The organism is Balneolales bacterium ANBcel1 (genome assembly GCA_029688905.1).
In the GTDB taxonomy this organism is placed as follows: Bacteria; Bacteroidota; Rhodothermia; order Balneolales; family Natronogracilivirgulaceae; genus SLLW01.
On sequence record JARULB010000002.1, the window covers coordinates 404,227 to 426,727 of the forward strand.

Below are 22,501 nucleotides of genomic sequence, written 5' to 3' on the forward strand. Positions count from 1 at the left end.
CCGGCCTATCCATATCCACACATTTCACACTACTCAAGATTGCATATGATGCGTAGCACCGCCATTGCGGGGGTTCTGGCACTGGCGGTGTCACTACATCCCTGCCCGTGGACCGGGATGTCGGTTGCCGAGGCCCGTCCCGCAACAGACGACATCCGTATCTCTACCGAAAACTCCCTGCCGGAGGATGGTCGTGCAGGTTTGGCCGGCGGAGGCGACTGGTCGCATATCCCCCGTTCGAGAACGTTCGATGTGGTGACCTGGAACATTGAGTGGTTCGGAGATGCCACACGCGGCCCGTCCGACAACGAGCTCCAGTTCAATAACGTTGTGGAGATCATCCAAACCATGCAGCCCGACCTGATCGGTGTCCAGGAGATTGCCGACCAGGCGCAGTTCGACCGCCTGATGGATGAATTGCCGGAATACGAAGGGTTTATCACAAACTTCTCGCAGCCTCAGCAGACCGGGTTCATCTTCCGCTCCGAATCGGTGGATACCCTCTTTACCCGGATGCTGGACTCGCAAATGGGGATGAGTTTCTATCACTGGGCGGGCCGTTTTCCGCTCGAAGTGGCATTCGTCGCGTCGGTCGAAGATACCGACAAAGTGATGATGGCGGTGGTGATCCACGCCAAGGCCATGTCGGACGAAAAAGATTACAACCGGCGGGTGGCGGCATCGGCGCAAATCAAGGAGTACTTCGATCACAGCATCGGCTCAACACCGCTCCTGTTCCTCGGCGACTACAACGACAGGGTGACTGGAACCAATGCCGGCGACGACCTGCCCTCCCCATATCGCAATTTCGTACTGGATCCCTATTACGAAGTGGTTACCCTGCCGGTGGAAGAGGCGGGTGAGGCCTCCTGGCCCGGCATCGGAAGCCATTTTGAGGCCAGCATGATCGACCACATAACGGTTAACCGGCCGCTGGCCGACTCATGGTTGCGCGGATCGGAGCGAGTCTATTATCCGTATTACATTTCGCAGTACCATAACACAACCTCCGACCACTATCCGGTAAAAGCCCGTTTTGACATCACCGGGAAGGCTACGGTCACCAGCGCCGGAACCGGCGACGATACGCCGCCCGCCGAGCACCCCGGTCCCGCCCGCCTGATGGCGAACTACCCAAACCCGTTCAATCCGGCTACTTCCATCCCTTTCCGGCTGGAGGAGCCGACACGAGCCAGTCTCACCATCTACAGTACGCTCGGACAAAAGGTTGCGCAGCCTGTCCGTGACCGCTTCCACCCTGCCGGCACGCACACGGTGCGATTCGAGGCCGGGTCGCTGCCGTCCGGCCTCTACCTGTACGAATTGCGAACCGACGGCGGATTCCGAACAGCCCGGACGATGCATCTGGTCAAATAGCCGGCTTCTTCAAATTACGCGAATCCGGCACCCTGGCCACGCTTCGGTGCCCGTATTACGGCCGCCGGTATCAGGTGCCAACACCTGTGATGATGCCGATGGCTCCCGGAAAACCATTTCTCCCCGGCACAGCGGATTCTCATTGATGATGATTCGGTGTCCGGGTTGGGAACTTGTGGGTTAATAATTAGTTAGAGCGCTCTGACTTGATAGACCTGGAATTCAGATCATTTTTATACCCCGAACCTCTGTAATCGAGTGTATTTTATGCGCTTTTTTACCCTCGTTGAAATTTCGGGTGTAATCTTTACCTTCGTTCAATAGGTTCTAGTGACCTCAATGGGGTTGTGATTCCCTCTGCATAAACACAATGATCCAGCGTAACGGCTAACTCCAATGTAAGACAGATTTGAAATTTTCAGTCCAAATAACGGGAGCCTAAGAATCGAACAACAATTTCCTTTTTATGTCATTATATTTAAAGAACTGTTGCGCACCTCAAACTGATTGTCATTAGCTTGATTCCACATTTTCTCTCCTTGCCATAAGACATTGAATATTATGGACCTTCAATCTTCTAAACTCGAATTAGTCAGACTGATTCTCAAAATCGATAATCAGCAAACCATCAATAAGCTCACTGAAGTGCTCAAAGAGCAAGATCCCGATTTTTGGCATGAGCTCAGTGATCAGCAAAAAGAAGAAATCAAGTTCGGCATCAATCAACTCGATGACGGCCAAAGAATAAGCATGGAAGAATTCATTTCTAAACATTCTTGATGTGCTTAAAGTCTACCTCTCCCCTTTGGCTGAAAAGAAGTTATCGTTACTTCTTGAATTTATTGAGCAACAATGGACCAAAAAGGAACGAGACGAGTTCCTGCAAAAAGTATTAAACACATTCAAAAGAGTAGCTACTCATCCTGAGAGTTGTCCAAAGTCGGATACTTTTCCGAATCTATTTAAATGTGTTGTGAGTAAACAAACATCGTTTTTCTATCGATTCAGCTCTGAAGAGCTTGAAATTATAACGATTTTTGATAATCGTCAGAATCCACATAAAATTGATACTGAGATCAAAAAATATTTTAGCCAATAATGAGAATTATAAATTTTGATTTCTCTGCTATTAAATTGGCAACCACTCTTGATCTTCACTGATTTCTAGTTCGATTGTTATTAATAAATCTTGTTATAGTAACCGCACTCTAACAAAAAAAATCAAGCGGACGCGGGTAGCGTCCGCTCCCTAAGCGCTGCTTTTCACCGCGCCGCTTAAATTTTGAGCGTTATGGAGTGTTAAAACCCGACCTTGTCTACCCCTCCATCCCTTAAACATTTTCGCCCAATACCTGAAGACTTGTTTGTGATTTAACGAAGAATTTCAATTGGTCCAAACAAATACTTATCTTTCGCGTTACTAACGTATAGGATCATGATTGTATCTTTCGTATCAAAACAGACGGAGCAAATTTGGTTTGGTAAAAGGGTAAATAATATGCCCCTGGACATCCAAAATGTTGGTCGCAGAAAATTACGCATGCTCAACAACTCACAAACTATCAGTGATTTGACGGTACCCCCCTCGAATAGGCTTGAAAAGTTGTCGGGTAATCTGTATGGGTTTTACAGTATCCGAATCAACAATCAATGGCGTATTGTCTTCAAATGGAGTGAAGGTAACGCCAGTGAGGTAGAAATCATGGATTATCACTAAAAGGAACGAATTATGGAAAAGTTATCGAATGTACATCCTGGAGAGATTTTACTCGATGAATTTCTGAAGCCGTTGGGCGTATCGGCATACAGGTTGTCGAAGGATTTGAACATTCCACAAACACGGCTCTCCCAAATCATAAATGGTAAACGCCGTATTACCGCAGATACGGCCTTACGGCTGAGTAAGTATTTTGGAGTATCAGCGAAGTTTTGGCTTGGATTACAAGACGATTACGACCTTGAAGAGGAAAGAGAATCGAAAAAAGCCGAGCTCAGCGAGATTAAATCACTTCATAAGGATGCGGTATAACAGAGAGAATACTTTTTTGGGTCGAAGTAAGTAAACCACCAATGCACCTCAAACGGATTGCCGTTAGCTTGATTCCATATTTTCGATCTTTGCCATAAGCCATTAATAAATCTTGTTATAGTAACCGCGCTCTAACAAGAAATTTCAAGCGGACGCGAATTTCTCTCTTGCTCAATTTCAACATCAACGCCGCGCCGCACAACTTTGGCCGTTATATTGATACCATTGTTCCTCTTATTGAGCGAGCTCAAAATCGACTTACAAAAAATCATGACTCGCAATCCCCTTGACGATTGTCTGTCGGCCAAATCATCCGGCAACGCGTCCACTCCTTCTGCCCCGGTTACAGCACTCCTGCTGCCGGGATACTCTCCGGATCTCGCCTGGATGGCGCGGGCACTCCATGCCGACCGTGTGATTCTGGACGACCGGCACCTGTTCTCTCGAAAAAGCCGGGTACACCGGACAAAAATCCGGACACCTGACGGCCACCAGTGGCTCTCCCTCCCCGTCGTAACCGAAGACCGGCGCAAACCCATCAACCGTGTGCGAATTGACGACCGGCGCCCCTGGCTGCAGCACCATCTCCAGGCGCTGGAGTTCAACTATCGGAACAGCCTCTACTTTGATTATTACGAGCCGGAAATACGCGCGGATCTGCAAAGTGCCGCCAATTACGAGCTGCTTCTGGATGCGGTGCGGCACCTCATGCAGCGGCAATGGATCTATCTGCAGCTCCCGAAGTTTCCAACATGGGCCGGCGAGCTTGCACCCGGTGCAACCACATCACGTTCAGATCGCAGCTCAGAGTCTGTCCGCCCAAACGATACGACGCACAAATCTCCATCCGTCTCACCCGAAACAAAAGTCTGGCAGGAGCCCAACAGCCGGAACTATCAAAAACCCCATCCCAACGCGAGTCAGCCTGATTTCCAAATTCCGGAATACCGACAGCATTTCCCGGGATTTGTTCCGGGATGCGGTGTGCTGGATGTGCTGTTTGAATACGGTCCGGAAACGTGGCAGGTTCTGGAAGCCATTCAGGTCAATCCCGCCAGATCCCATCCTTGAATCGAATCTCCTCATCCAGTTCACGGACCCAGATATTTCGGAAACTGACATAATCGCTGTGATCCTGAAGCCGGATTCCCGCCGGGCCGTGTTCTTCGTAATAAGGAGCACCGATATAGCGCGTATTTCCAAAAATTTCGACATTGTTCTGAACCAGTACGCCATTCAGCATTACCGTGACCCGTGCCGGCTTTTCAACCTCACCGTCTTCATCAAAAACGGGTGATTTGAAAAATATCTGGTAGGTCTGCCACTCACCCGGACGTTTCGCCGGATTAGCCAGCGGGATGTGCTGTTTGTAAACACTGCCGTTCATGCCGTTCGAATAGGTGGGATTATTCCAGTTATCCAGCACCTGCACTTCGTACCGATCCTGCAGAAATACGCCGCTGTTACCACGACCCTGACCTTCACCATCAATCTCCGCCGGTGCGCGAAACTCAAGATGAAGCTGAATATCACGGAACTCCTGCCGCGTTATGATATCACCGGTTCCGGGCTTTACGGTCATATATCCATCCCCGAGCGTCCACTCCGCATCCGAACCATCCCTCGACATCCACCCGTCAAGAGAGGTACCGTCAAATAGGATGATCGCATCAGCCGGTGGTTCACCATGTACATCAACAGGTTCCACTACCGGTGGTTGGGGTTCCCATATTTCGGTTTTTTCCGGATCGGTTATTTCATCGGATTGCTGCCCGCAGACAACAGCAGCCGATAGAAAGGGTATCAGAAACAGCAGCACAGTTTTTTTCATGTGTTTAGAAATTTTTGATTTCGCTTACGCGTTACACTGGGCACTTCGTGATCTTCGATTCGCTTACGCGTTACACTGGGCACTTCGTGATCTTCGATTCTAATGTCAGATAGAATGACATGACCGTTTTAGTGATGCGCCTTTGTGTCCAGAAGCCAGCCCGGTCATGTTCATTTATATTGGCAATCCTCACACGACGCATTTATTTTTGATGGAATAATCCGGAGTTTCATCAGTTCCAGATAGCATTTTCCCAAATTTATTATCGGACACAATTTCGGCGCATTCCCCTTTAGAGTCATGGTTCGAATGCAAAAACATACATGAAAGCGTTTCTGAATCCAAATTATTCTATCAAGGGTGTAACTCACTTCTCTGCCCCGATTGCAGTCGCCACGGCGCTCCTGATGATCAGCGGGTGGATTTCCCCGACCCCGGCATTCCATTCATTTGAGGAACCGCAAGACCGCATTCAAAACAAAGAACGTTATCAGTTCACATCACCCCATATGGGGAGCAGGTTTCGCATCGTGCTCTATGCATCCAGCGACTCGCTCGCATCGGCCGCCGCCGACTCGGCATTCCGCAGAGTCGATGAGTTGAATGAAATCATGAGCGATTATCAGTCAGACAGCGAGCTGAACCAACTTGCAGCGACGGCCGGGAGTGGTGAGTACGTGCCGGTCAGCCGGCCGCTGTTTGAGGTATTGCACACGGCACAAATGGTAGCGGAACAAACCGGCGGCGCGTTTGATATCACTGCCGGCCCCTTTGTCAGATTGTGGCGGGAGATGCGCAGGGATGATCACCCCCAACTGCCCGGTGAAGAGGCGCTCCGGGAAGCGGCCCGTTCGGTGGGATACAAGCACGTGCATCTGGATGATTCCCGTCAAAAAGTGATGCTTGAAAAGCCCGGCATGAAGCTTGACCTGGGCGGAATTGCAAAGGGCTATGCCGCCGACGAGATGCAGAAAGTGCTGTATCATTTCGGAATTACATCGGTTTTGATTGATGCAGGCGGAGATATGGTCATCGGCGCTGCACCACCCGGCACCGATGGATGGCGAATTGCCGTTTCGGCCCATAACGAAGACGGCGACCCCGAACCGTTTCTGCTGACGCTTACTGATACGGCTCTGAGCACTTCGGGGGATCTTTTCCAGTTTGTTGAAATTGACGGAACAAGATACTCCCACATTATTGACCCGGGAACCGGCCTGGGCATTACCGAACGCCGGACCGTCACGGTGATTGCCGGAACCGGGATGCTGGCTGACGCCTATTCCACTGCACTGAGCATCTTACCCATATCAGAGGGGCTGGATCTCATCAACAAAAAAACGGGTTACGCGGCCTATATCGAAGTGGCGGAAACCGACGGTACGGTACTCTCAATAGCATCGGAAACATTCAGAGAACTCCGGGAGAAATAGCCCCTCAATATTGACTGCTCATTAAAGCACCTCAGTTTGGCCGGGAACCGGTACCGGGTAATAGCCATCCTCTTTCGGCATTACAGGCGGTGGCGTATCCCAGTTCATATCCTCAGGATCAACATCGTGGTGCGGATACATCCGTTTTTTGGACTGTAACGCCTCATCCCATTGGAGGAACTGACCCGAATACGTGGCCATGAAACCCATAATGCTGCTCATGGAGGATTTGGCACCCCAGTCACTGTCGTTGATGGTTTTGCCCGATCTTATTGCTGCAAACAGTTCATCATGTTCCACCTGGTAAGGACTTGGATCATACTCGTCATCATACCGGAACCTGATATTATGCTGCCGGTCACGGATGGTGCCCCTCAATGATCCCGCCGTTGCCAAGTGCCCTTTGGTACCCTGAAAGTTTTCGCCTACAAAATGATAGCAGCCTGATTGCTGTCGGCATTGAGCTGCAATAACCACTCCGCTCGGATAGGTATACTCCACAAAGTTGTGATCAAAAATCTGACCATACTCCTTGCCGGTCCGCACTTCTCGTCCCCCCATTCCCTGGGCTGATACCGGATACTCGCCAAGGAGCCAGTTGGCTACATCGATATTGTGAATGAGCTGATCAAGCACCTGATCTCCGGCCAGCCAGGTAAAGTGAAAGTGGTTTCTGATTTGATGTTCCAGCTCGGACCATTCGGGCTGTCGGTGCCGGATAAAAAACGGGCCCTGATTCCAATACACCTGTCCGGATATGATTTCACCGATCGCTCCATCATTTATTCGTTGCACAAGCTCCCGGTACATCAGTTCATAACGGCGCTGTAACCCCACTACCACGTTCAAGCCTTTTTCCTCCGCTGCTTTACCGGCCTCCATCACCCTTCGGACACCCGTGGCATCAACGGCGACCGGTTTTTCCATGAACACATGCTTTCCTTTTCGGACGGCCTCTTCAAAATGGAGCGGGCGGAAATAGGTCGGAGTAGTCAACAGCACGGCATCAGCAAGATCGATGGCTTTTTTGTACCCGTCAAAGCCAAGAAACCTGTGATCCTCCGGAACATCGAACCTTCCCGTTCCCCCGAACCTTGTGAACAAGTTATTATAGCTTTCATCAAGACGATCCTCCACGATATCGGCCATGGCAACCAGTTTGACGCCGGGGTCTGCATCCAAAGCCTGAAAAGCGGCACCGGTACCACGACTTCCGCATCCGATGAGTGCTATTTTGATGGTATCACTTCCGGCCGCATAGGCGGATGCCCCGATCGGCAATGAACCCAGCATCAACCCTCCTGCAGTGACGGATGAGGCTTTGATAAAATCACGTCTGGTAAATCCTTTTGATAAGTCGGTGTCCGTTTTTTTCATGTTTTTAATTTTTCAGATTCACAATGTCACATGCAGCATCCATGGTCTTAATCACTCGCCTGAGTCGCCGATTTACCGGCCATGGGTGTCTCAACTGTTTATTATTTCTGATTCATAATGTCAGGGCATCAGGTTATAAGATTACATATCCAGGACCGGCATAATCCAGTATTTCTCCATTTTTTCCCGGGATGGCGTTTCTTTTGGCCGGATGATGCGGAATCCAACCATGGGAGCATTGGTATGCCACCACATGCTCCTGGGAATCTGGGGATCGTCCCGACTCCACCTTGGTGATGAACCACGCCGATGGGTACACCGGATATCTTCGGCATCATCTCGCCATGATCCGCCTCTTGCAGCCCGGGGATAGAGCACATCCGGAAGGAACAGCGGGTTATCCGCGACCTCTCCTTCCAGCTTTTCGTGATAATCCAGATGAAACTCATCCATGGTCCATTCAGCCACATTACCCATCATATCATAAAGCCCGAATGGGTTGGGATTCTTCTCGGCAACCCTTCCGTAGCTTCCACTGCTGTTCCCCCAATGCCACTCATAATCATCCAGTTGATCCGGATCGTCGCCAAAATAATAGGTGGATGAAGTGCCGCCTCTGCAGGCATATTCCCACTCCGCCTCGGTAGGCAACCGGTGAAACTCTCCGGTTTTGGCCGTCAGCCACATCGCATAAACTACGGCGGCATAATGCGTGATGCTGATAACCGGGCGCCCGTCTTCGCCCATTCCAAAGGCTCCGTCGCCATACGGAGGCGATGGCGTGGTAATCGCATCGGCCTCAATCCCAAACCGCTCGAGAACTTCATTGCCGATCTCTTTGTCAATAACCTCCTGGGCAAACAGATTGTACTGCTCCCATGTTATCTCGTGACTGGACATCCAGAAGGAGTTAACGGCAACCTCTCGCTGCGGACCCTCGTGGGACTCTTTTCCATCTTCATCGGATGAACGTCCCATCAGAAAAGTCCCTCCCTCTACCGGGACCATCGCTATCTCCACATCGGTTCCCGGAATCTCCTGGCTATATGCGGAGAAAGTCGTTTCCGATGCCGCATAACCTTCACCTTCCGCTGCATCCCCGGAACGATCCTGAAAGGTCGCGCATCCGGGAATGACTACCAGAAAAAGCAAAAAACAGCAAGCGGCCGAAAGCCAGACAGAGGAAAATAATGTGTTTCCCATTAATCTTTTTTGTGTTACAGTGTCCAAATATTTTGCAATTCAAATGCCGCCGGATTCGCCATCAGGCTGCATGGGATGCATAAACGTCACTCATCCCGAACCATGGTAAAACGGAAGCTGACCAGTACATCTTCATCGGTTCTCAGTGCGCCTCTCATAAAGCTGGGCGGCTCCAAATCAAAATCGGCAAACCTGACCTGAAACTCACCAAAAACCACAAATTGATCCGGATTATCTGATGAAATTGTTACTTCATGTTCCAGTTGGTGATATGCTCCGGCAGCCTGGGCAACACCCCGGATGACCAGCACATATTCGCGGTCAGCTTCTCCGACACTTATCGCCTTGACTTCTTCAAGCTCATACGACAGCTCCGGATGCTCATCGCTTTTCAATGTACTATGCATCGCCTGATTCATCGCACCAATGCCGGAATCCAGCGAAGACGCAGGGACCGACACATGAACTTCATCAAACCAGGTATCCGGATTGCCATTCTCCACATCGGCCTGAAAAAAAGAAGCGCTTTCACGAACAACCCCGGAAAAGGTGTCTGACGTGATTTCCCAGTCCCTGACATTTGAGGTGCCGGTGAGGGTAAAACTGACATCGTTAATCCGGAACACCGTACTCCGGTTTTCCGCGCCATCACCGGCGGAAACCGAAACTGCAGCCGGCATAAACAGAAGCAAAGAGAGCAGCAGGGATGTAATAATCATTTTCATTTATACACAGGACTAATCCACTCCTCATAGGGATGATATTTACTTTCAGCGGCCCAGCGAATTCCGCGTTGCTGAATTGCCCACGCCTCCGGAACATCAAAAACATCCATGGTGTGACCCAAAGACGAGTAGAATACCCGGCCGTCCCCATAATACTTTTTCCAGGCAATCGGCATCACACTACCGTCAATCCAGGGGGCGTGCTCGCCGGAAAAGCGAGTTGTTGCCAACACTTTGACATTCGGATCCACATGCATGTAGTACTGCTCCGTATGCACATCAAAATCAGAGAGACCCCGCGTAACCCGGTCGGTATGATCAACAATATTTACCCGGTAATCAATAATATTTCCGGGATGCGAAACCCACTGGCCGCCTGTCATAAACTGATACTCTGTATTTTGACGGAAGGAATCACACAGTCCGCCGTGCCAGCCTGAAATGCCGGCTCCGTTTTTGATGGTCTTGAGAAGTATCCTCTCCTGGTCCTGGGTAATTTCGCTCATCGTGACAATCTGGACAATCAGATCGAGCGATTCCATCAGGCTCTCGTCCAGATATGCATCCAGGGTATCCGACACCGTTACATCGGCGCCTTCCGAGCGCATCCAGGGTACGAAAAGATCGACCGACTCTTTCGGCTCGTGTCCTTCCCATCCACCATAGACATAGAGAACTTTTTTACCCTCCAGGGACGGAGCCGGCTGATCATCGGCTTTGGCATATTTCCCGGCAAGCAAACTCCCCGGCGCCATGAGCAATCCGGCACCGCCTGCAATCGAAGATTTTAGAAAGTTGCGACGTGACTTTTTTTGGTTCATGTGTTAGAAAGTTTCAGATTCAGAATGTCTCATGCAGCATCCATGGATTTAATCACTCGCCTGTGTGACCAAATTTTGGGCCATGGATGGTTCATGTGTTAGAAAAAATTTGATTAAACGGACACATGCTATTCCATGACCGGTTTTAATCATGCGCCAGTTGGTCCAGGTTCCAGACCGGTCATGCTCTTTTCAAAATTAAAATCTGTGTGATGCAACATTCGAAAAACACCCGGAAGCTTTGGACCTCCTGCCCCAGCTACATTCGATTGGTAATGGTATTGTGGATAATTACTGCTCCGCTTCCGATTTTTGATCAAACGCCTTTAAATTATTGATTGGCTATCATTAAGTGAAATTTTATTTTCGATCCGAACATTTTTTTACAAAATCACATGATTCATTTTTTGCTCGTTCCCGGAAGCTGACCGGCACGTTGAGGATATTTAACGTTTTAGGTTAAGCGGATACAGGGAGATGCACGTCTGGTTTTAATCATGCGCCTGTGTCCAGATACCAGTCCGGTTATGTTCATTTCATCTTATCCACTGCTATGCAAGCACAATTCTGGATGATTCATTATGTTGGTTTGGCGTTCTGTTTCAGTGTATTGTGTGGCGGAAGATGATTACTGCAGATTGTTGAGCTAATGCGTCTCTTCCTGTATCGAAATAATACGTCTGTTTAAAAAATTTAAATTACGTGGACTCGTGCAATTCCATGATCGGTTTCATCCATGCGCCTGTATGCCCTGGCGCCGGCCCGGTCCATGTTCATAGCAACTAAACTATTGGCATTATGAAAAGGAAAATGAGAATGGGAATGGTCGGCGGAGGCCTCGGTGCATTTATCGGAGACATCCACCGGAAAGCCGCCATCATGGATGGAGAAATTGAACTGGTATGCGGCGCATTCAGCAGAGATGCGGAAAACTCCAGAAAAACCGGAGAATCCCTTTATCTGCCGGATGACCGGGTTTATTCTTCCTACGAGGAGATGATTGCCAAAGAGAAAGCGCTCCCCGAAGGCGAACGCATGGATTTTGTATCTATCGTGACACCCAACCATGTCCATTTTCCCGTAGCCAAAGCCGCCCTTGAAAACGGCTTCCATGTCGTCAGTGATAAACCGATGACCGTGAGTACGGCTGAAGCGGAAGAACTGGTTTCTCTGGTTGAAAAGACCGGTTTGATGTTCGCCTTGACCCACAACTACACCGGTTATCCCATGGTGAAGCAGGCCCGTGAGATGGCCCGGAAAGGAGATCTCGGCACGATCCGGAAAATTGTCGTTGAATATCCCCAGGGCTGGCTCTCCAGGAAACTGGAAGGGGAAAACAAGCAAGCCACCTGGCGCTCCGACCCGGCACAAGCAGGGCCCGCCGGTGCTTTGGGCGACATCGGTACACACGCAGAAAATCTCGCCGAATATATTTCGGGACTCCAGATATCGGATATTTGCGCCGACCTGGGGTCGGTAGTCGAAGGCAGGTCACTGGACGATGATGCCAATATTTTGCTCCGTTTCTCAAACGGTGCCAGAGGGGTCTTGCACGCCAGCCAGATCAGCGTCGGTGAAGAGAATCCGCTTAAGATTTTTGTGTATGGGGATAAAAAGGGTTTGGAGTGGCGTCAGGAGGAGCCTAACACGCTGCTGGTAAAACATCTCGACCGCCCAGTCGAGCGGTATCGGACCGGCCTTGACCACGGCGGGTACCTGTGTGATGCCGCCATGAGTAACTCCAGGCTCCCATCCGGCCACCCGGAGGGATTCATTGAAGCCTTTGCCAATATTTACAGAAATTTTGCCATGGCATTGCGGGAGCATCAGGGAGGAAACAAACCCGCGACGGAGCATCTTGATTTTCCGACCGTTCACGATGGGCTCAGGGGTATGAAGTTTATTGAGACCGTGATTGCTTCCAGCAACAGTGACCGGAAATGGACGCCCTTCTCAGGTGATTAATTTTTTTGATTTCGCTTACGCGTTTTACTGGGCACTTCGTGATCTTCGATTCGCTTACGCGTTTTACTGGGCACTTCGTGATCTTCGATTCGCTTACGCGTTTTACTGGGCACTTCGTGATCTTCGATTCTAATGTCCGATAGAATGACATGACCGTTTTTTTCATGCTCCTGTGTGCCTGGCACCGGCCCGGTCATGATCATAGCACTTCGTGACCTTCGGTTCATCTGTTTAAAAAGCGAAGCAGGACAGCGATACGGCAACACGACCAATTTAATTAACGGAAACCAGCTTTTCCGCTATTGACAAGCCAAACCACAGAGGTACAATATGAAAGGACCAGCAATTTTTTTGGCCCAGTTTATGGGCGATGACGAACCGTTTAACTCCCTGAAGTCCATTTGTTCATGGGTTGCGAAACTGGGTTATGAGGGTGTGGAAATTCCAACATTTGATCCGCGTTGTGTCGACCTGAAACAACTGGCGGAAAGCCAGGATTATGCAGATGAAATCAAGGGTATTGTCAATGAAGCCGGCCTGGAGATAACGGATTTGTCCACGCATCTTCAAGGGCAGCTGGTTGCGGTTCACCCGGCCTACGACACATTGTTCGATGGATTTGCACCGAAAGAGGTGCACAACAAGCCGGCAGCCCGAACGGAATGGGCGGTAGACCAGATGATGATGGCCGCCCGGGCGAGCAAGCGGCTTGGGCTCACCGGACATGTTACCTTTTCCGGCGCACTGTTATGGCACACGATGTACCCCTGGCCCCAGCGTCCAGCGGGACTGGTCGAAGACGGCTTCAATGAGTTGGCCAAACGCTGGCTGCCTATCCTGAATGAGTTTGACAAGAACGGGGTTGATGTCTGCTATGAATTGCATCCGGGCGAGGATCTCCATGACGGCGTAACGTTTGAACGATTTCTGGAGGCTACCGGAAATCACAGTCGAGTCAATATCATCTATGATCCGAGCCATTTTGTGCTGCAAATGCTGGATTATGTCGAATTCATTGACATCTATCACGAAAGAATAAAACTCTTCCATGTCAAAGATGCCGAGCTGCGGCCAAACGGTCGTGCCGGAGTGTATGGCGGTTATCAACGCTGGGTTGAGCGTCCCGGAAGGTTTCGTTCACTGGGCGATGGCGATGTTGATTTTCGAGCCATTTTCAGTAAAATGGCTCAATATGATTTCGATGGATGGCCGGTGCTTGAGTGGGAGTGCTGCCTGAAACACCCCGAGCAGGGAGCCGCCGAAGGAGCGCCCTTTATCGCCGATCACATTATCCACAAAACGGAAAAAGCATTTGACGATTTCGCCGGGTCCGGTGCCGATGAGTCGCTGAATAAAAAAGTACTGGGATTGATGTAAAAAACGGGGGTCTCCGGATACCCTTCGGAGACCTCTGATAATTGCGTCTGATGAAGTCCGGCGCACCAGGTAACCGACGCCGTACCGATGGGAATCGCTTGATTGTACCTAAAGGTTCGTCAACTTGGAGGATGCCTGAATATAAGATTCAATCTGCCAGCGGCCTTGTTTTTGCAATAATCTGTGCTGGAGAGAATGCTTGCTGCATTCTTTAAGAGCGTGTACCTATTGAAGGTTTAACCAGGTCGCTATTCTTCTTTGTTCAACATCAAGTTAGCACCACTATAATGAACCCCTGGATAAGCCGAACCCGACCTACCCATGTCCCACTCATCATTCTCTATAAGATAGTTAATCTTCTCCGCATCACCCTCCCAAACAGGACGCGCAAACTGACCATTAACCTGCTGTTGAATAAAACTAGCATAACCAGCACTAGCCATCCAAACCATAAAATCCTTAGGATTACCACTACGAGCAACACCGTCCTCGTCCTCCTTAGAAACCATACGCTCAGCACAATAATCTGGAGGACTAGGATTATTAAACGCGGGATGAATAAGATGATCCTTAACGCTACAAATACCAGGATTCGGCTCATGAGTAGTACTGAAAAAATGACGCAACTCATTAGTATACCAACTAGGCAAACTACCACTAACAAAGAAATAACTAGCCTCCATAACCCTATGAGCACTAGCATAACCATCCTTAATAACAGAACGAGAACGAGAATTCTCAATACCACCCCCTCTAGTCCTACCAACATACATAACATTATCCGCAATAGTCATATAAGCCCCAAAACCACCAAAATCATTAACATAACCTAAATCCGTGAGGTTTTCCGCATAATCTTCCACAAATTTAATACTATAAGGATTAATATCCAAACTATCCTCCAAAACACCCCCTATATCCTCCTTAAAAATCTCCCAATTAGCCAACTCCTCCTCACTCCAAACACTGCCTGGAAGATACAAACCACCATCCGGATGATCCTCCCTAGGAACATCATTACCAGCAGCCCCTGCTACGCTCCAACCCCTACCATAAGCAGAATTACCCAAATTAAAAACAACCACCTGCTCCACAGAAGCATCAGGCAAAACCACAGCAGAATACCTAACAGAACCCAGCTCCCTAGGATCCGCAAGAATAGGCCTACTAATACGACTCCACTCATCAATAAAATAACCATGCGTATCCACATCAAAAACATTCTCAACAGTCTCCAAATGACTATTGAAATCACCAACATGCCTGAACAAAACAGGAACATTACTAGAATTAACACGCTCATGCACCAACTCACCAGGACCATAACCACTAACCAAGTACGTTATAGGCGTTCCATTTCTTTCAGCGCCGTGCCAGTACATAGCAGGAGCAGGATGGTTATCATATTCTACTAATAAACGATTAACCTCGCTCATACCAGGAATACCATCACCATCCTTACTGGCCTCCTCACCACCACCAAGCATAAAAACATAATTACCCCTTGGAATAGAAGCCCTAATAACACCCCCCTCATCAGCCACCAACAAAGTATCCTTGCCACTCTCCAAATGTCTTGCTTCGATACTCGCGTAAGGATTGGGTTCTTTACCAAAGAATCCTCTGGCTTGAACCCTAAAATCGTGCCTATCGCGGACATTAACAAAGTCTTCTAAAACCTTTTTAGTACCGTGAGCATCAAAAACCTTAACAGTATAAGGAAGACTGCCAGTACCCTCAAAAACATGACTCACATCTTTACTAACATCATTGCCACTAACATCCCAACCATAAACACTACCGTCTACCTCTAAAGCAAGACTATCCAACTCATTAGGACTACTCGCACTAATATTAAAGTCTCCGCTGAACCAATCAACAACAGCAGGCGCTGAAACACTTACCCGGGGAGCCGTCCTCACAAGAACGATATCACCAAGCTCCAGGCGCTCCTTTAACACGTGCTCTGTGGCGGCCGGCTCAAATCCATCGGCCGAGAACGCGTAGACTACCGGCTCTCCCTTCAGGCGCATGGCCACGTCTCTGGAAAACTCAAAGCTCCCCTGAACCGGCTTGTCAAACGCCACATCTGCATACGAAATCACAACGCGGCCATGAATATCCCCGCCATCAACATCCACCAAATGTCCTTTACTCACCATCTCAAAATACTCATCGCCCAGAGCCACATCGCCCAAATCCACAACATCCTTTAAGCGGCGCCTCTCCAAAGCGTCGGTAAACCCATCGGCCGAAAACGCGTAGGTCACCGGATCCCCCTTCAGGCGCATGGCCACGTCTCTGGAAAACTCAAAGCTCCCCTGAACCTGTCTGTCATACCCGGCTTCCGCATACGAGGTCACCACTCGGCCTTGTACATCGGCTCCGGCGGCATCGAGCAGGCGGCCGCGGGTGGTCGCTTCAAACAGCTGGTCCTTCAGGGTAATGGATTCATTAACATTTCTGCCGAACCGGACAGGCTTAATCACGCCTTTGTAGTTTTCGCTTTCATCCACAACCAGCGACAGGCTGCTCGGGCCACCGCTGCCTCCCTGGCTGGCTACCGTAATGGCAAAACCGCTTGCTGCCGACAGGCTGGTTAATTTGACCGTCTCGTTGATTCCTTCTCCGCGAACGTTAACCAGGTAGACCCCGGATCCCGGGAATGGGCCCACGGTGACCCTGTTGTTCCCCTCGCCAAATTCAACATCGCCACCGAATACCTCCCGGCCCAGAACGTCATAAACGCCCACTCTCTTGTTGCCCCCGCCGCTGGTTACTACGATATGCGCCACATCCAGCGTAGGATTGGGGTACGGACGGGCCAGGCCAACATCGGAATCGTATTCCAAAACAAACATGCCATCCGGTCCGCTCTGAGCTGTTGCCAGCGTATCGTTCAAAACCTGATCCACCAAATGCACCCCCGCGCCCGCGACACCTTGTCCGCCAACATTGCTCACACTGCCGGTAACCGCGCTTCGGGTGCCGCTGTGCTGTCCGTACGCATCGCCGGCCGCCAGGCAGAGTGCACCAAGTAAAACGGCCGTCAGGATCCCCCCGTATGTCGTAACTGCCCGGTGGACTTCGTTCATAACACTTTGGTTTGATAATAGTTGACTTTGGGCAGGATAGGGCTTTCCCGAATTTGTTGCCATTGTCTTTTTGGGCGGGGGCGGCAGGGGGGCCGGGATCTGTGCGTTCGGGTAGCGATCCCATCCAAAATGATCCTCATTTTGCGGCCGGCCGGAGCAGGGGCGCCGGTATCCGGGGTCATTGCCTGTGATGATGCCGATGGGCTGGCAGTTTTTTTTCTTTGACCCCGTTTTGTGCTATTTTTATGCAATTCTACCATGTACTTGTAATCAGACCTGTAAAATGAACATGACCGGACTGGCGTCAGGGTACACGGGCGCATGATTAAAAAAACCGGTCATGGAATTCTATCTGACATTATTAGAATCAAAGATCACGAAGTGCCCAGTGAAACGCGTAAGCGAATCGAAGATCACGAAGTGCCCAGTGAAACGCGTAAGCGAAATCTAAAAGTTTTAAACACATGAACCATCCGTGGCCGATTATTTGGCAATCAGGGCTATAATTAAGACCATGGATGCTGCATGTGACATTAGGAATCAAAAAAAAATAAACACATGAAACTCAACATTATCAGCGGCAGCAAGCAGTCCAAGCCGGCTCTTGCCAAGATCTACAAAAACGGAACCCTGGCGCTAAACATCGTTACCCGCCAGAAGCTTTCCATCACCCAGGCCAATAATTATCATCTGGCATTGGCAACCGACCAGACCCACAAGCTTGACGAAAAGCTTTATCTGGTATTTATGGATAAACCAGGCGATGCCACCCGCAAGCTATTGGTCACAGAGAAAAACGCCACCGTCAATTTTGCTCATGTCTTTGATGCTCAGAACATAGATTATGAGAAGACAGCCCATGTCTATGAGCTGGAAAAGCAGATCACCTGGCAGGGCAACCTCGTAGCTGTTTTCCAGCGCACCAGGTAACCGGCGCCGTACCGATGGGAATCGCTCCCCGCGGAATTCCGATGCCTGCCAGAAGAAAGGCGGATTTTCACTGGTGATAAATCGGTGCAAGGGACGGAAGGTTGTGGGTATATTATCAGTTATACTGCTGAATTCTTTAGTCAAATATCATCCCTTTTGAACTTATTTTATCACCCTCAGATACTTAATATGCCATGATAAACAAAACGGTTACGTTCTCATTCCTGCTTTCTTTGTCACTGATTTGGGGGTGCTCTAATTCTGTAGGTCCGGATAATGATGTAATACCGTCTTCGACTATATCATTTAACATTGTAGAAGCAGCTCATGTCAAACTATGGATAACGAACTCTTATCAGACAAAGGTCATTACGCTTGTCGATGAGCAATTTGACGCCGGGACCCATTCTGTTTCCTTTGAAATGATTGATTCGAATGGCAACAGGCTTCCGAATGGACTTTACACATACTACCTGCAAGCAGGTTCTAATTCCATCTCACGAACAATCATCCTTCATTAGATTAATGGAGAAATACCAATGGCCCTCAGATGCTTGCTCTTCTTATTTGCCACCATACTATTCCTCAATCTGACGGATCCTGCAAAGCTAAAGGGCCAGGATCGGTTTGAATTTTCCATTTTCCCCGGATACCATGTGGTCAATTCGGACGAAGTATCTACTTCCCATGGTGTATCACAGACGAATTGGATATTTGGTGGAAGCTTGGGTACACGATTCCGGATAAACAACCTTCCTCTTGCCTATGCGATTGGCTTCTCATATGGAAAATCAACCATCCTCGAACCGTTTAACGCTGTTACTCTGGAGTCATTTTATCATGTGGATCTGCGCTACAGGACCCTGCCTCAGGAACTATTTTGGGTCCACTCGATAACTGACAAAGTGGAGTTGTTAACAGGCATCAATCTAACGGCTCAGGATCGGACGTTGATGTATTCAGATGTGGATGTAGAAGATGACCGTTTATTCAGCATGGGAATTGGACTGTCCGGGAAAGTTCACCTGATGCTTGGTACATTTAGCTCCGGCAATGGTATGGTATTTATGAATCTGTCTGCAAGATGGACAGAGTTTATCTATCATGATAAAAAGGACAGGAATCTTGATGATTTCACGCTAAGACATGTTACTCTAAGCCCTCACATCGGAGTTTCATATCGTTTGAGATAAGCAGCTTGGTATCAACATTGAAGTGCAACAATCAAAAACTGGCTAAATAAACTTAATTCCCAATTTTATCTCTGTTTGCCCCCTCCTGCCCTTTTTTGTCAGGATTGATCATCATACTTATGTTTTTTTGGTTTCATTAGCTAAATTAGCAGTAGTAAGCCAACTCATTTGCCATATGACTACCAAAGACAAAGTAAAAAAGGAGATTGATCAGCTTTCTGAGCACGATGTGCAAAAAGTGTACCTTTATCTTGATACACTGAAAAAGCAACAAAAGGATAACCGAAATATTCGGGCACTTCATTTAAAGGGGAAACTCGATCAGGTCAACCTTCGCTCTTCCGCATATGAATAGGGTCTTGGTGGATTCCAGATCGTTGATGAAATTAATCTTGTCGAGCTTTAAGTTCGCGTCTAACTATCGCATTAGCCGGGCATGTGGCGTTTCCACCCCATGACAACCGACGGCATCAATCATCAAACGACCCTTTGCCAAGGCGGCCTTCGGTGCTTGCAACTGCAACGGAGACAGCAGCATCACCGGTAATATTGACGGCGGTCCGGCACATGTCGAGAATCCGGTCCACTCCCAGTATCAAGGCAATCCCTTCCACAGGAACCTCTACGGCCTGAAGCACAATCACCAGCATGATAATCCCCGCGCCCGGCACCCCGGCGGTTCCGATCGATGCCAGAGTGGCCGTAATCACGATGATCAGCTGCTGGGAGAGTGTCAGGTCAATCCCCACCGCCTGGGCGATGAATACCGCAGCCACCGCCTGATACAAACTGGTACCATCCATGTTGATGGTCGCGCCTACGGGCAGCACAAAGCTGGCCACCTCTTCGTGCACCCCGAGTTTTTTCTCCACGCGCTCCATGGTCAGCGGCAGCGTAGCCAGACTGGAACTGGTGCTGAAGCCCAGCAGCTGAGCCGGCCGGATCCCCTTCAGAAAATTCCACATGCTCATTGAACTGAAAATTTTGAACAGGATTGTATAGACAATGGACATGTGCAGGATGAGTCCGGCGATAACCACCAATCCATAAACCAGCAACGCCTGGAGCAGCTCAACGGTGCGGGTCAGATCCTCGCCCCCCAGATCCACAATGACCGAGGCGATCAGTGCGAAAACGCCGTACGGAGCGACTTTCATGATCATCTCCACGATTTTGATGACCACATCGTTTAGCGAATCAAAGAAGTCAATCAGCACCCTGGCTTTGTTCTCCGGGATCTTCATCAAGCCGATACCGATAATTAATGCCACAAATACAATTTGCAGCATATTGGCATTGTTGGAAGCGGCGGCAAAAAAGTTGGAGGGCACGATGTCCACGACAAACTGAAGCGGGCTGCGCTCCAGCAGTTCAGCGGCGGCTTCCTCCTGCCCCTCAATGTTTTCCTTATAGCTGGCGAAGAGTCCGTCGCGTGTTTCTTCCGGAAGTACCTTGCCCGGCTCAAAGACATTAACTACGGTGAGGCCGATGGTGATGGCAAACACGGTGGTGACCATGTAGATGCCGATGGTCTTGCCCCCCATCCTGGAGAGTTTGGTGAGGTCGTTCAGGTTGGTGATACCGACAATCAGGGAGGCGATCACCAGCGGAATGGCCACCAGTTGCAGCATCCGGATAAATACCGTGCCGACGGGTTCGATGAAGTTGGTGGTGAAGTCGTGAAGGCCGGCGAGTATGGCGATGATACCGAAAATCAATCCGGCGATGAGGCCGATCAGGATTTGCCAGTGGAGGGTTTTGTACCAGGGCATAGACCGAATAATAAAGTGAGTGAATGAGTCCCGGACCACGGCGAACCGAAGTCCGGCAAGCGAAGCCATTTCCGGGGACAACCGGCTGCCGATCTGTAACCGGCTGGTTGTGCCGCCCGGCAAGCCGGTGTGTCAACAGCCGAAAACAGGTCGCGGTATGGATCAGTAAAGCATGTAAGCGATGAGTGCCGCTATGCCGGTGGCCAGGAAATTGACTCCGTTGTTATCGGGGACCAGCCGCTTGAGCGGTTTGATCACCGGGTAGTTACGCGTAAAAAGAATCAGCCGGTGCATGACTTTATGCACCTGGAAAATCGCTCCAAGATAGGAATCCGCGATACAACCTGAAAATGCTGAAATCATGATGACGGCCGCAGCCCGGAAGTCGAGGGTCCATCCTGCCAGCATGAAAAGCAGGGCCATGATGAAGGCTGCGGCAAGTCCGGCCAGTGTGCCCGGAACAGAGACCGCACCATCGGTGCCGGACCGTACCTTCCGGAAAGTGGTGATGAGGCGGGCGTGTGCGGAGAGGCGTTCGCCGCTGGCGGAAGCCCAGGTATCGGAGGCGGCCGCGGAGATGGAAGCGGCTGCGGCCACCAGCATCCAGTTGCTGCCCAGCAGTGCCCAGAGCACCAGCAGCAGCAAAAACCAGAACAGGTTGGCCCACACCTGGACCCCCTTCCGGCGTTCACTCACTTTCTGTGCCCGATTATCGCCTTTTTTGTCCAGCCACCTGGCCAGCAGATAACTGCTGAAGAAAAAAAACAGCAGCAAAACGGCGCCTGTAGCGTGTCCCAGTCCCATTGCCAGGGTGCCGGCGGCAAGTGCGGCGGCGGCGCCATCGATTGAAAGGCTGTTATTGAGGAGGGTAAATGCCACCGCGGCGAGACTCAGCACCAGGGCCGCAATTATCCAGATGCGCTGTGTCGGATCGGAAAACAGCACAAAAATGACAATAAGAACAAAACCGGACAGATAGTTGAGCAGGCGATCGGCCAATGTCAGGAAGAGCTGGAGGTTGTCTCGGATCCGGAGTCGGTTCCGGCAGCGTCCTTGCCGGTTTCTTGCGCTTCAAGAGACGGATCCGTGCGGAAAACCGATACCGCGACCACTACAAATCCGGCCAGAACCATAATCGGCGACAGATACAGCGAGATAAATCCGAATTGTTTCCCCTCCAGGTACATCAGGGCAAATCCTCCCAGAACGAGTACGATGCCGAGAACCAGCAGCTTGTAGTTGTATGCCGTCAGCAGCATGGGCTGTGACGGTTCCTTTTTTCTTCTGCGGGATCGTTGCTTTCGCCTGGGTTTACTCATGTGTACCGAATTCCTTGGATCACCGGTACGGGTACCGGTCGCATCCGGGTGCAG

The 22,501-nt window shown here is 49.9% G+C and carries 21 protein-coding genes; 12 read left to right on the forward strand and 9 right to left on the reverse strand.

Annotation, left to right across the window (positions count from 1 at the left end; genetic code table 11):
• Positions 1-45 precede the first annotated feature (45 nt).
• From QA596_03845 to QA596_03865, 5 genes are all read left to right on the forward strand, one after another.
• Positions 46-1,377, forward strand: coding sequence for a T9SS type A sorting domain-containing protein (locus tag QA596_03845; GenBank protein ID MDG5766588.1), 1,332 nt, complete (start codon positions 46-48; stop codon positions 1,375-1,377).
• 561 nt (positions 1,378-1,938) lie between these two features.
• Positions 1,939-2,157, forward strand: a complete 219-nt coding sequence (locus QA596_03850; protein MDG5766589.1) for a hypothetical protein — start codon at positions 1,939-1,941, stop codon at positions 2,155-2,157.
• 1 nt (position 2,158) lies between these two features.
• Positions 2,159-2,476 (forward strand): type II toxin-antitoxin system RelE/ParE family toxin, encoded by a 318-nt coding sequence (locus tag QA596_03855; protein ID MDG5766590.1) that lies wholly within the window; start codon positions 2,159-2,161, stop codon positions 2,474-2,476.
• Between the two features lie 630 nt (positions 2,477-3,106).
• Positions 3,107-3,406 carry a HigA family addiction module antitoxin gene (locus tag QA596_03860; GenBank protein MDG5766591.1) on the forward strand — a complete coding sequence of 100 codons (300 nt, stop codon included), beginning with the start codon at positions 3,107-3,109 and terminating at the stop codon, positions 3,404-3,406.
• A gap of 270 nt (positions 3,407-3,676) precedes the next feature.
• Positions 3,677-4,477 carry a WbqC family protein gene (locus tag QA596_03865; protein MDG5766592.1) on the forward strand — a complete coding sequence of 267 codons (801 nt, stop codon included), beginning with the start codon at positions 3,677-3,679 and terminating at the stop codon, positions 4,475-4,477.
• Here QA596_03865 and QA596_03870 read toward each other — a convergent pair.
• Positions 4,452-5,237, reverse strand: coding sequence for a DUF1080 domain-containing protein (locus QA596_03870; GenBank protein ID MDG5766593.1), 786 nt, complete (start codon positions 5,235-5,237; stop codon positions 4,452-4,454). The two genes, QA596_03865 and QA596_03870, sit on opposite strands and share 26 nt — an antisense overlap.
• 323 nt (positions 5,238-5,560) lie before the next feature.
• On the opposite strand from QA596_03870, the gene QA596_03875 reads away from it, so the two are divergent.
• The gene (locus QA596_03875; protein ID MDG5766594.1) at positions 5,561-6,670 is read left to right on the forward strand and encodes an FAD:protein FMN transferase; all 1,110 of its coding nucleotides are present in this window, start codon (positions 5,561-5,563) and stop codon (positions 6,668-6,670) included.
• A 21-nt stretch (positions 6,671-6,691) separates the two neighbouring features.
• On the opposite strand, the gene QA596_03880 is transcribed toward QA596_03875, so the two are convergent.
• The 4 genes from QA596_03880 to QA596_03895 all read right to left on the reverse strand — a co-directional run bounded on the left by QA596_03880 (position 6,692) and on the right by QA596_03895 (position 10,796).
• On the reverse strand, positions 6,692-8,047 hold the full coding sequence (locus QA596_03880; GenBank protein ID MDG5766595.1) for a Gfo/Idh/MocA family oxidoreductase: 1,356 nt from the start codon (positions 8,045-8,047) through the stop codon (positions 6,692-6,694).
• 141 nt (positions 8,048-8,188) lie between these two features.
• On the reverse strand, positions 8,189-9,199 hold the full coding sequence (locus QA596_03885) for an SUMF1/EgtB/PvdO family nonheme iron enzyme (protein ID MDG5766596.1): 1,011 nt from the start codon (positions 9,197-9,199) through the stop codon (positions 8,189-8,191).
• 137 nt (positions 9,200-9,336) lie between these two features.
• Positions 9,337-9,975 carry a YceI family protein gene (locus QA596_03890; protein ID MDG5766597.1) on the reverse strand — a complete coding sequence of 213 codons (639 nt, stop codon included), beginning with the start codon at positions 9,973-9,975 and terminating at the stop codon, positions 9,337-9,339.
• Entirely contained in the window at positions 9,972-10,796 is an 825-nt protein-coding gene (locus tag QA596_03895; GenBank protein MDG5766598.1) for a ThuA domain-containing protein, read from the reverse strand. Before QA596_03895 ends, QA596_03890 begins: the two co-directional genes overlap by 4 nt.
• 798 nt (positions 10,797-11,594) lie before the next feature.
• Between QA596_03895 and QA596_03900 the strand changes: the two genes are divergently transcribed.
• From QA596_03900 to QA596_03910, 3 genes are all read left to right on the forward strand, one after another.
• The gene (locus QA596_03900; GenBank protein MDG5766599.1) at positions 11,595-12,761 is read left to right on the forward strand and encodes a Gfo/Idh/MocA family oxidoreductase; all 1,167 of its coding nucleotides are present in this window, start codon (positions 11,595-11,597) and stop codon (positions 12,759-12,761) included.
• Entirely contained in the window at positions 12,754-12,894 is a 141-nt protein-coding gene (locus tag QA596_03905; GenBank protein MDG5766600.1) for a hypothetical protein, read from the forward strand. The genes QA596_03900 and QA596_03905 overlap by 8 nt, the downstream gene beginning before the upstream one ends.
• A 197-nt stretch (positions 12,895-13,091) precedes the next feature.
• The gene (locus QA596_03910) at positions 13,092-14,138 is read left to right on the forward strand and encodes a sugar phosphate isomerase/epimerase (GenBank protein MDG5766601.1); all 1,047 of its coding nucleotides are present in this window, start codon (positions 13,092-13,094) and stop codon (positions 14,136-14,138) included.
• A gap of 248 nt (positions 14,139-14,386) precedes the next feature.
• Here QA596_03910 and QA596_03915 read toward each other — a convergent pair whose 3' ends face one another.
• A complete protein-coding gene (locus tag QA596_03915; GenBank protein MDG5766602.1) occupies positions 14,387-17,233 on the reverse strand; it encodes a T9SS type A sorting domain-containing protein in 2,847 nt (948 codons plus the stop codon).
• A gap of 558 nt (positions 17,234-17,791) precedes the next feature.
• On the opposite strand from QA596_03915, the gene QA596_03920 reads away from it, so the two are divergent.
• The 3 genes from QA596_03920 to QA596_03930 all read left to right on the forward strand — a co-directional run bounded on the left by QA596_03920 (position 17,792) and on the right by QA596_03930 (position 19,711).
• Positions 17,792-18,163 (forward strand): hypothetical protein, encoded by a 372-nt coding sequence (locus QA596_03920; GenBank protein MDG5766603.1) that lies wholly within the window; start codon positions 17,792-17,794, stop codon positions 18,161-18,163.
• A gap of 554 nt (positions 18,164-18,717) precedes the next feature.
• Positions 18,718-19,356 carry a hypothetical protein gene (locus QA596_03925; GenBank protein ID MDG5766604.1) on the forward strand — a complete coding sequence of 213 codons (639 nt, stop codon included), beginning with the start codon at positions 18,718-18,720 and terminating at the stop codon, positions 19,354-19,356.
• Positions 19,357-19,531: 175 nt separating this feature from the next.
• On the forward strand, positions 19,532-19,711 hold the full coding sequence (locus QA596_03930; GenBank protein ID MDG5766605.1) for a hypothetical protein: 180 nt from the start codon (positions 19,532-19,534) through the stop codon (positions 19,709-19,711).
• A 115-nt stretch (positions 19,712-19,826) separates the two neighbouring features.
• Here the strand turns inward: QA596_03930 and QA596_03935 are convergent, their stop codons facing one another.
• The 3 genes from QA596_03935 to QA596_03945 all read right to left on the reverse strand — a co-directional run bounded on the left by QA596_03935 (position 19,827) and on the right by QA596_03945 (position 22,447).
• Positions 19,827-21,128 carry a dicarboxylate/amino acid:cation symporter gene (locus QA596_03935; protein ID MDG5766606.1) on the reverse strand — a complete coding sequence of 434 codons (1,302 nt, stop codon included), beginning with the start codon at positions 21,126-21,128 and terminating at the stop codon, positions 19,827-19,829.
• Between the two features lie 162 nt (positions 21,129-21,290).
• Entirely contained in the window at positions 21,291-22,127 is an 837-nt protein-coding gene (locus tag QA596_03940) for a DUF92 domain-containing protein (protein ID MDG5766607.1), read from the reverse strand.
• A 2-nt stretch (positions 22,128-22,129) separates the two neighbouring features.
• Positions 22,130-22,447 carry a hypothetical protein gene (locus QA596_03945; GenBank protein MDG5766608.1) on the reverse strand — a complete coding sequence of 106 codons (318 nt, stop codon included), beginning with the start codon at positions 22,445-22,447 and terminating at the stop codon, positions 22,130-22,132.
• Positions 22,448-22,501 lie beyond the last annotated feature (54 nt).

Bases quoted from the DNA above. Each gene is read 5' to 3' on its own strand.
- QA596_03845 (MDG5766588.1), top strand. From the start codon at position 46: ATGATGCGTAGCACCGCCATTGCGGGGGTTCTGGCACTGGCGGTGTCA.
- QA596_03850 (MDG5766589.1), top strand. From the start codon at position 1,939: ATGGACCTTCAATCTTCTAAACTCGAATTAGTCAGACTGATTCTCAAA.
- QA596_03860 (MDG5766591.1), top strand. From the start codon at position 3,107: ATGGAAAAGTTATCGAATGTACATCCTGGAGAGATTTTACTCGATGAA.
- QA596_03865 (MDG5766592.1), top strand. From the start codon at position 3,677: ATGACTCGCAATCCCCTTGACGATTGTCTGTCGGCCAAATCATCCGGC.
- QA596_03870 (MDG5766593.1), bottom strand. From the start codon at position 5,237: ATGAAAAAAACTGTGCTGCTGTTTCTGATACCCTTTCTATCGGCTGCT.
- QA596_03875 (MDG5766594.1), top strand. From the start codon at position 5,561: ATGAAAGCGTTTCTGAATCCAAATTATTCTATCAAGGGTGTAACTCAC.
- QA596_03880 (MDG5766595.1), bottom strand. From the start codon at position 8,047: ATGAAAAAAACGGACACCGACTTATCAAAAGGATTTACCAGACGTGAT.
- QA596_03890 (MDG5766597.1), bottom strand. From the start codon at position 9,975: ATGAAAATGATTATTACATCCCTGCTGCTCTCTTTGCTTCTGTTTATG.
- QA596_03895 (MDG5766598.1), bottom strand. From the start codon at position 10,796: ATGAACCAAAAAAAGTCACGTCGCAACTTTCTAAAATCTTCGATTGCA.
- QA596_03900 (MDG5766599.1), top strand. From the start codon at position 11,595: ATGAAAAGGAAAATGAGAATGGGAATGGTCGGCGGAGGCCTCGGTGCA.
- QA596_03910 (MDG5766601.1), top strand. From the start codon at position 13,092: ATGAAAGGACCAGCAATTTTTTTGGCCCAGTTTATGGGCGATGACGAA.
- QA596_03915 (MDG5766602.1), bottom strand. From the start codon at position 17,233: ATGAACGAAGTCCACCGGGCAGTTACGACATACGGGGGGATCCTGACG.
- QA596_03920 (MDG5766603.1), top strand. From the start codon at position 17,792: ATGAAACTCAACATTATCAGCGGCAGCAAGCAGTCCAAGCCGGCTCTT.
- QA596_03930 (MDG5766605.1), top strand. From the start codon at position 19,532: ATGACTACCAAAGACAAAGTAAAAAAGGAGATTGATCAGCTTTCTGAG.
- QA596_03935 (MDG5766606.1), bottom strand. From the start codon at position 21,128: ATGCCCTGGTACAAAACCCTCCACTGGCAAATCCTGATCGGCCTCATC.
- QA596_03945 (MDG5766608.1), bottom strand. From the start codon at position 22,447: ATGAGTAAACCCAGGCGAAAGCAACGATCCCGCAGAAGAAAAAAGGAA.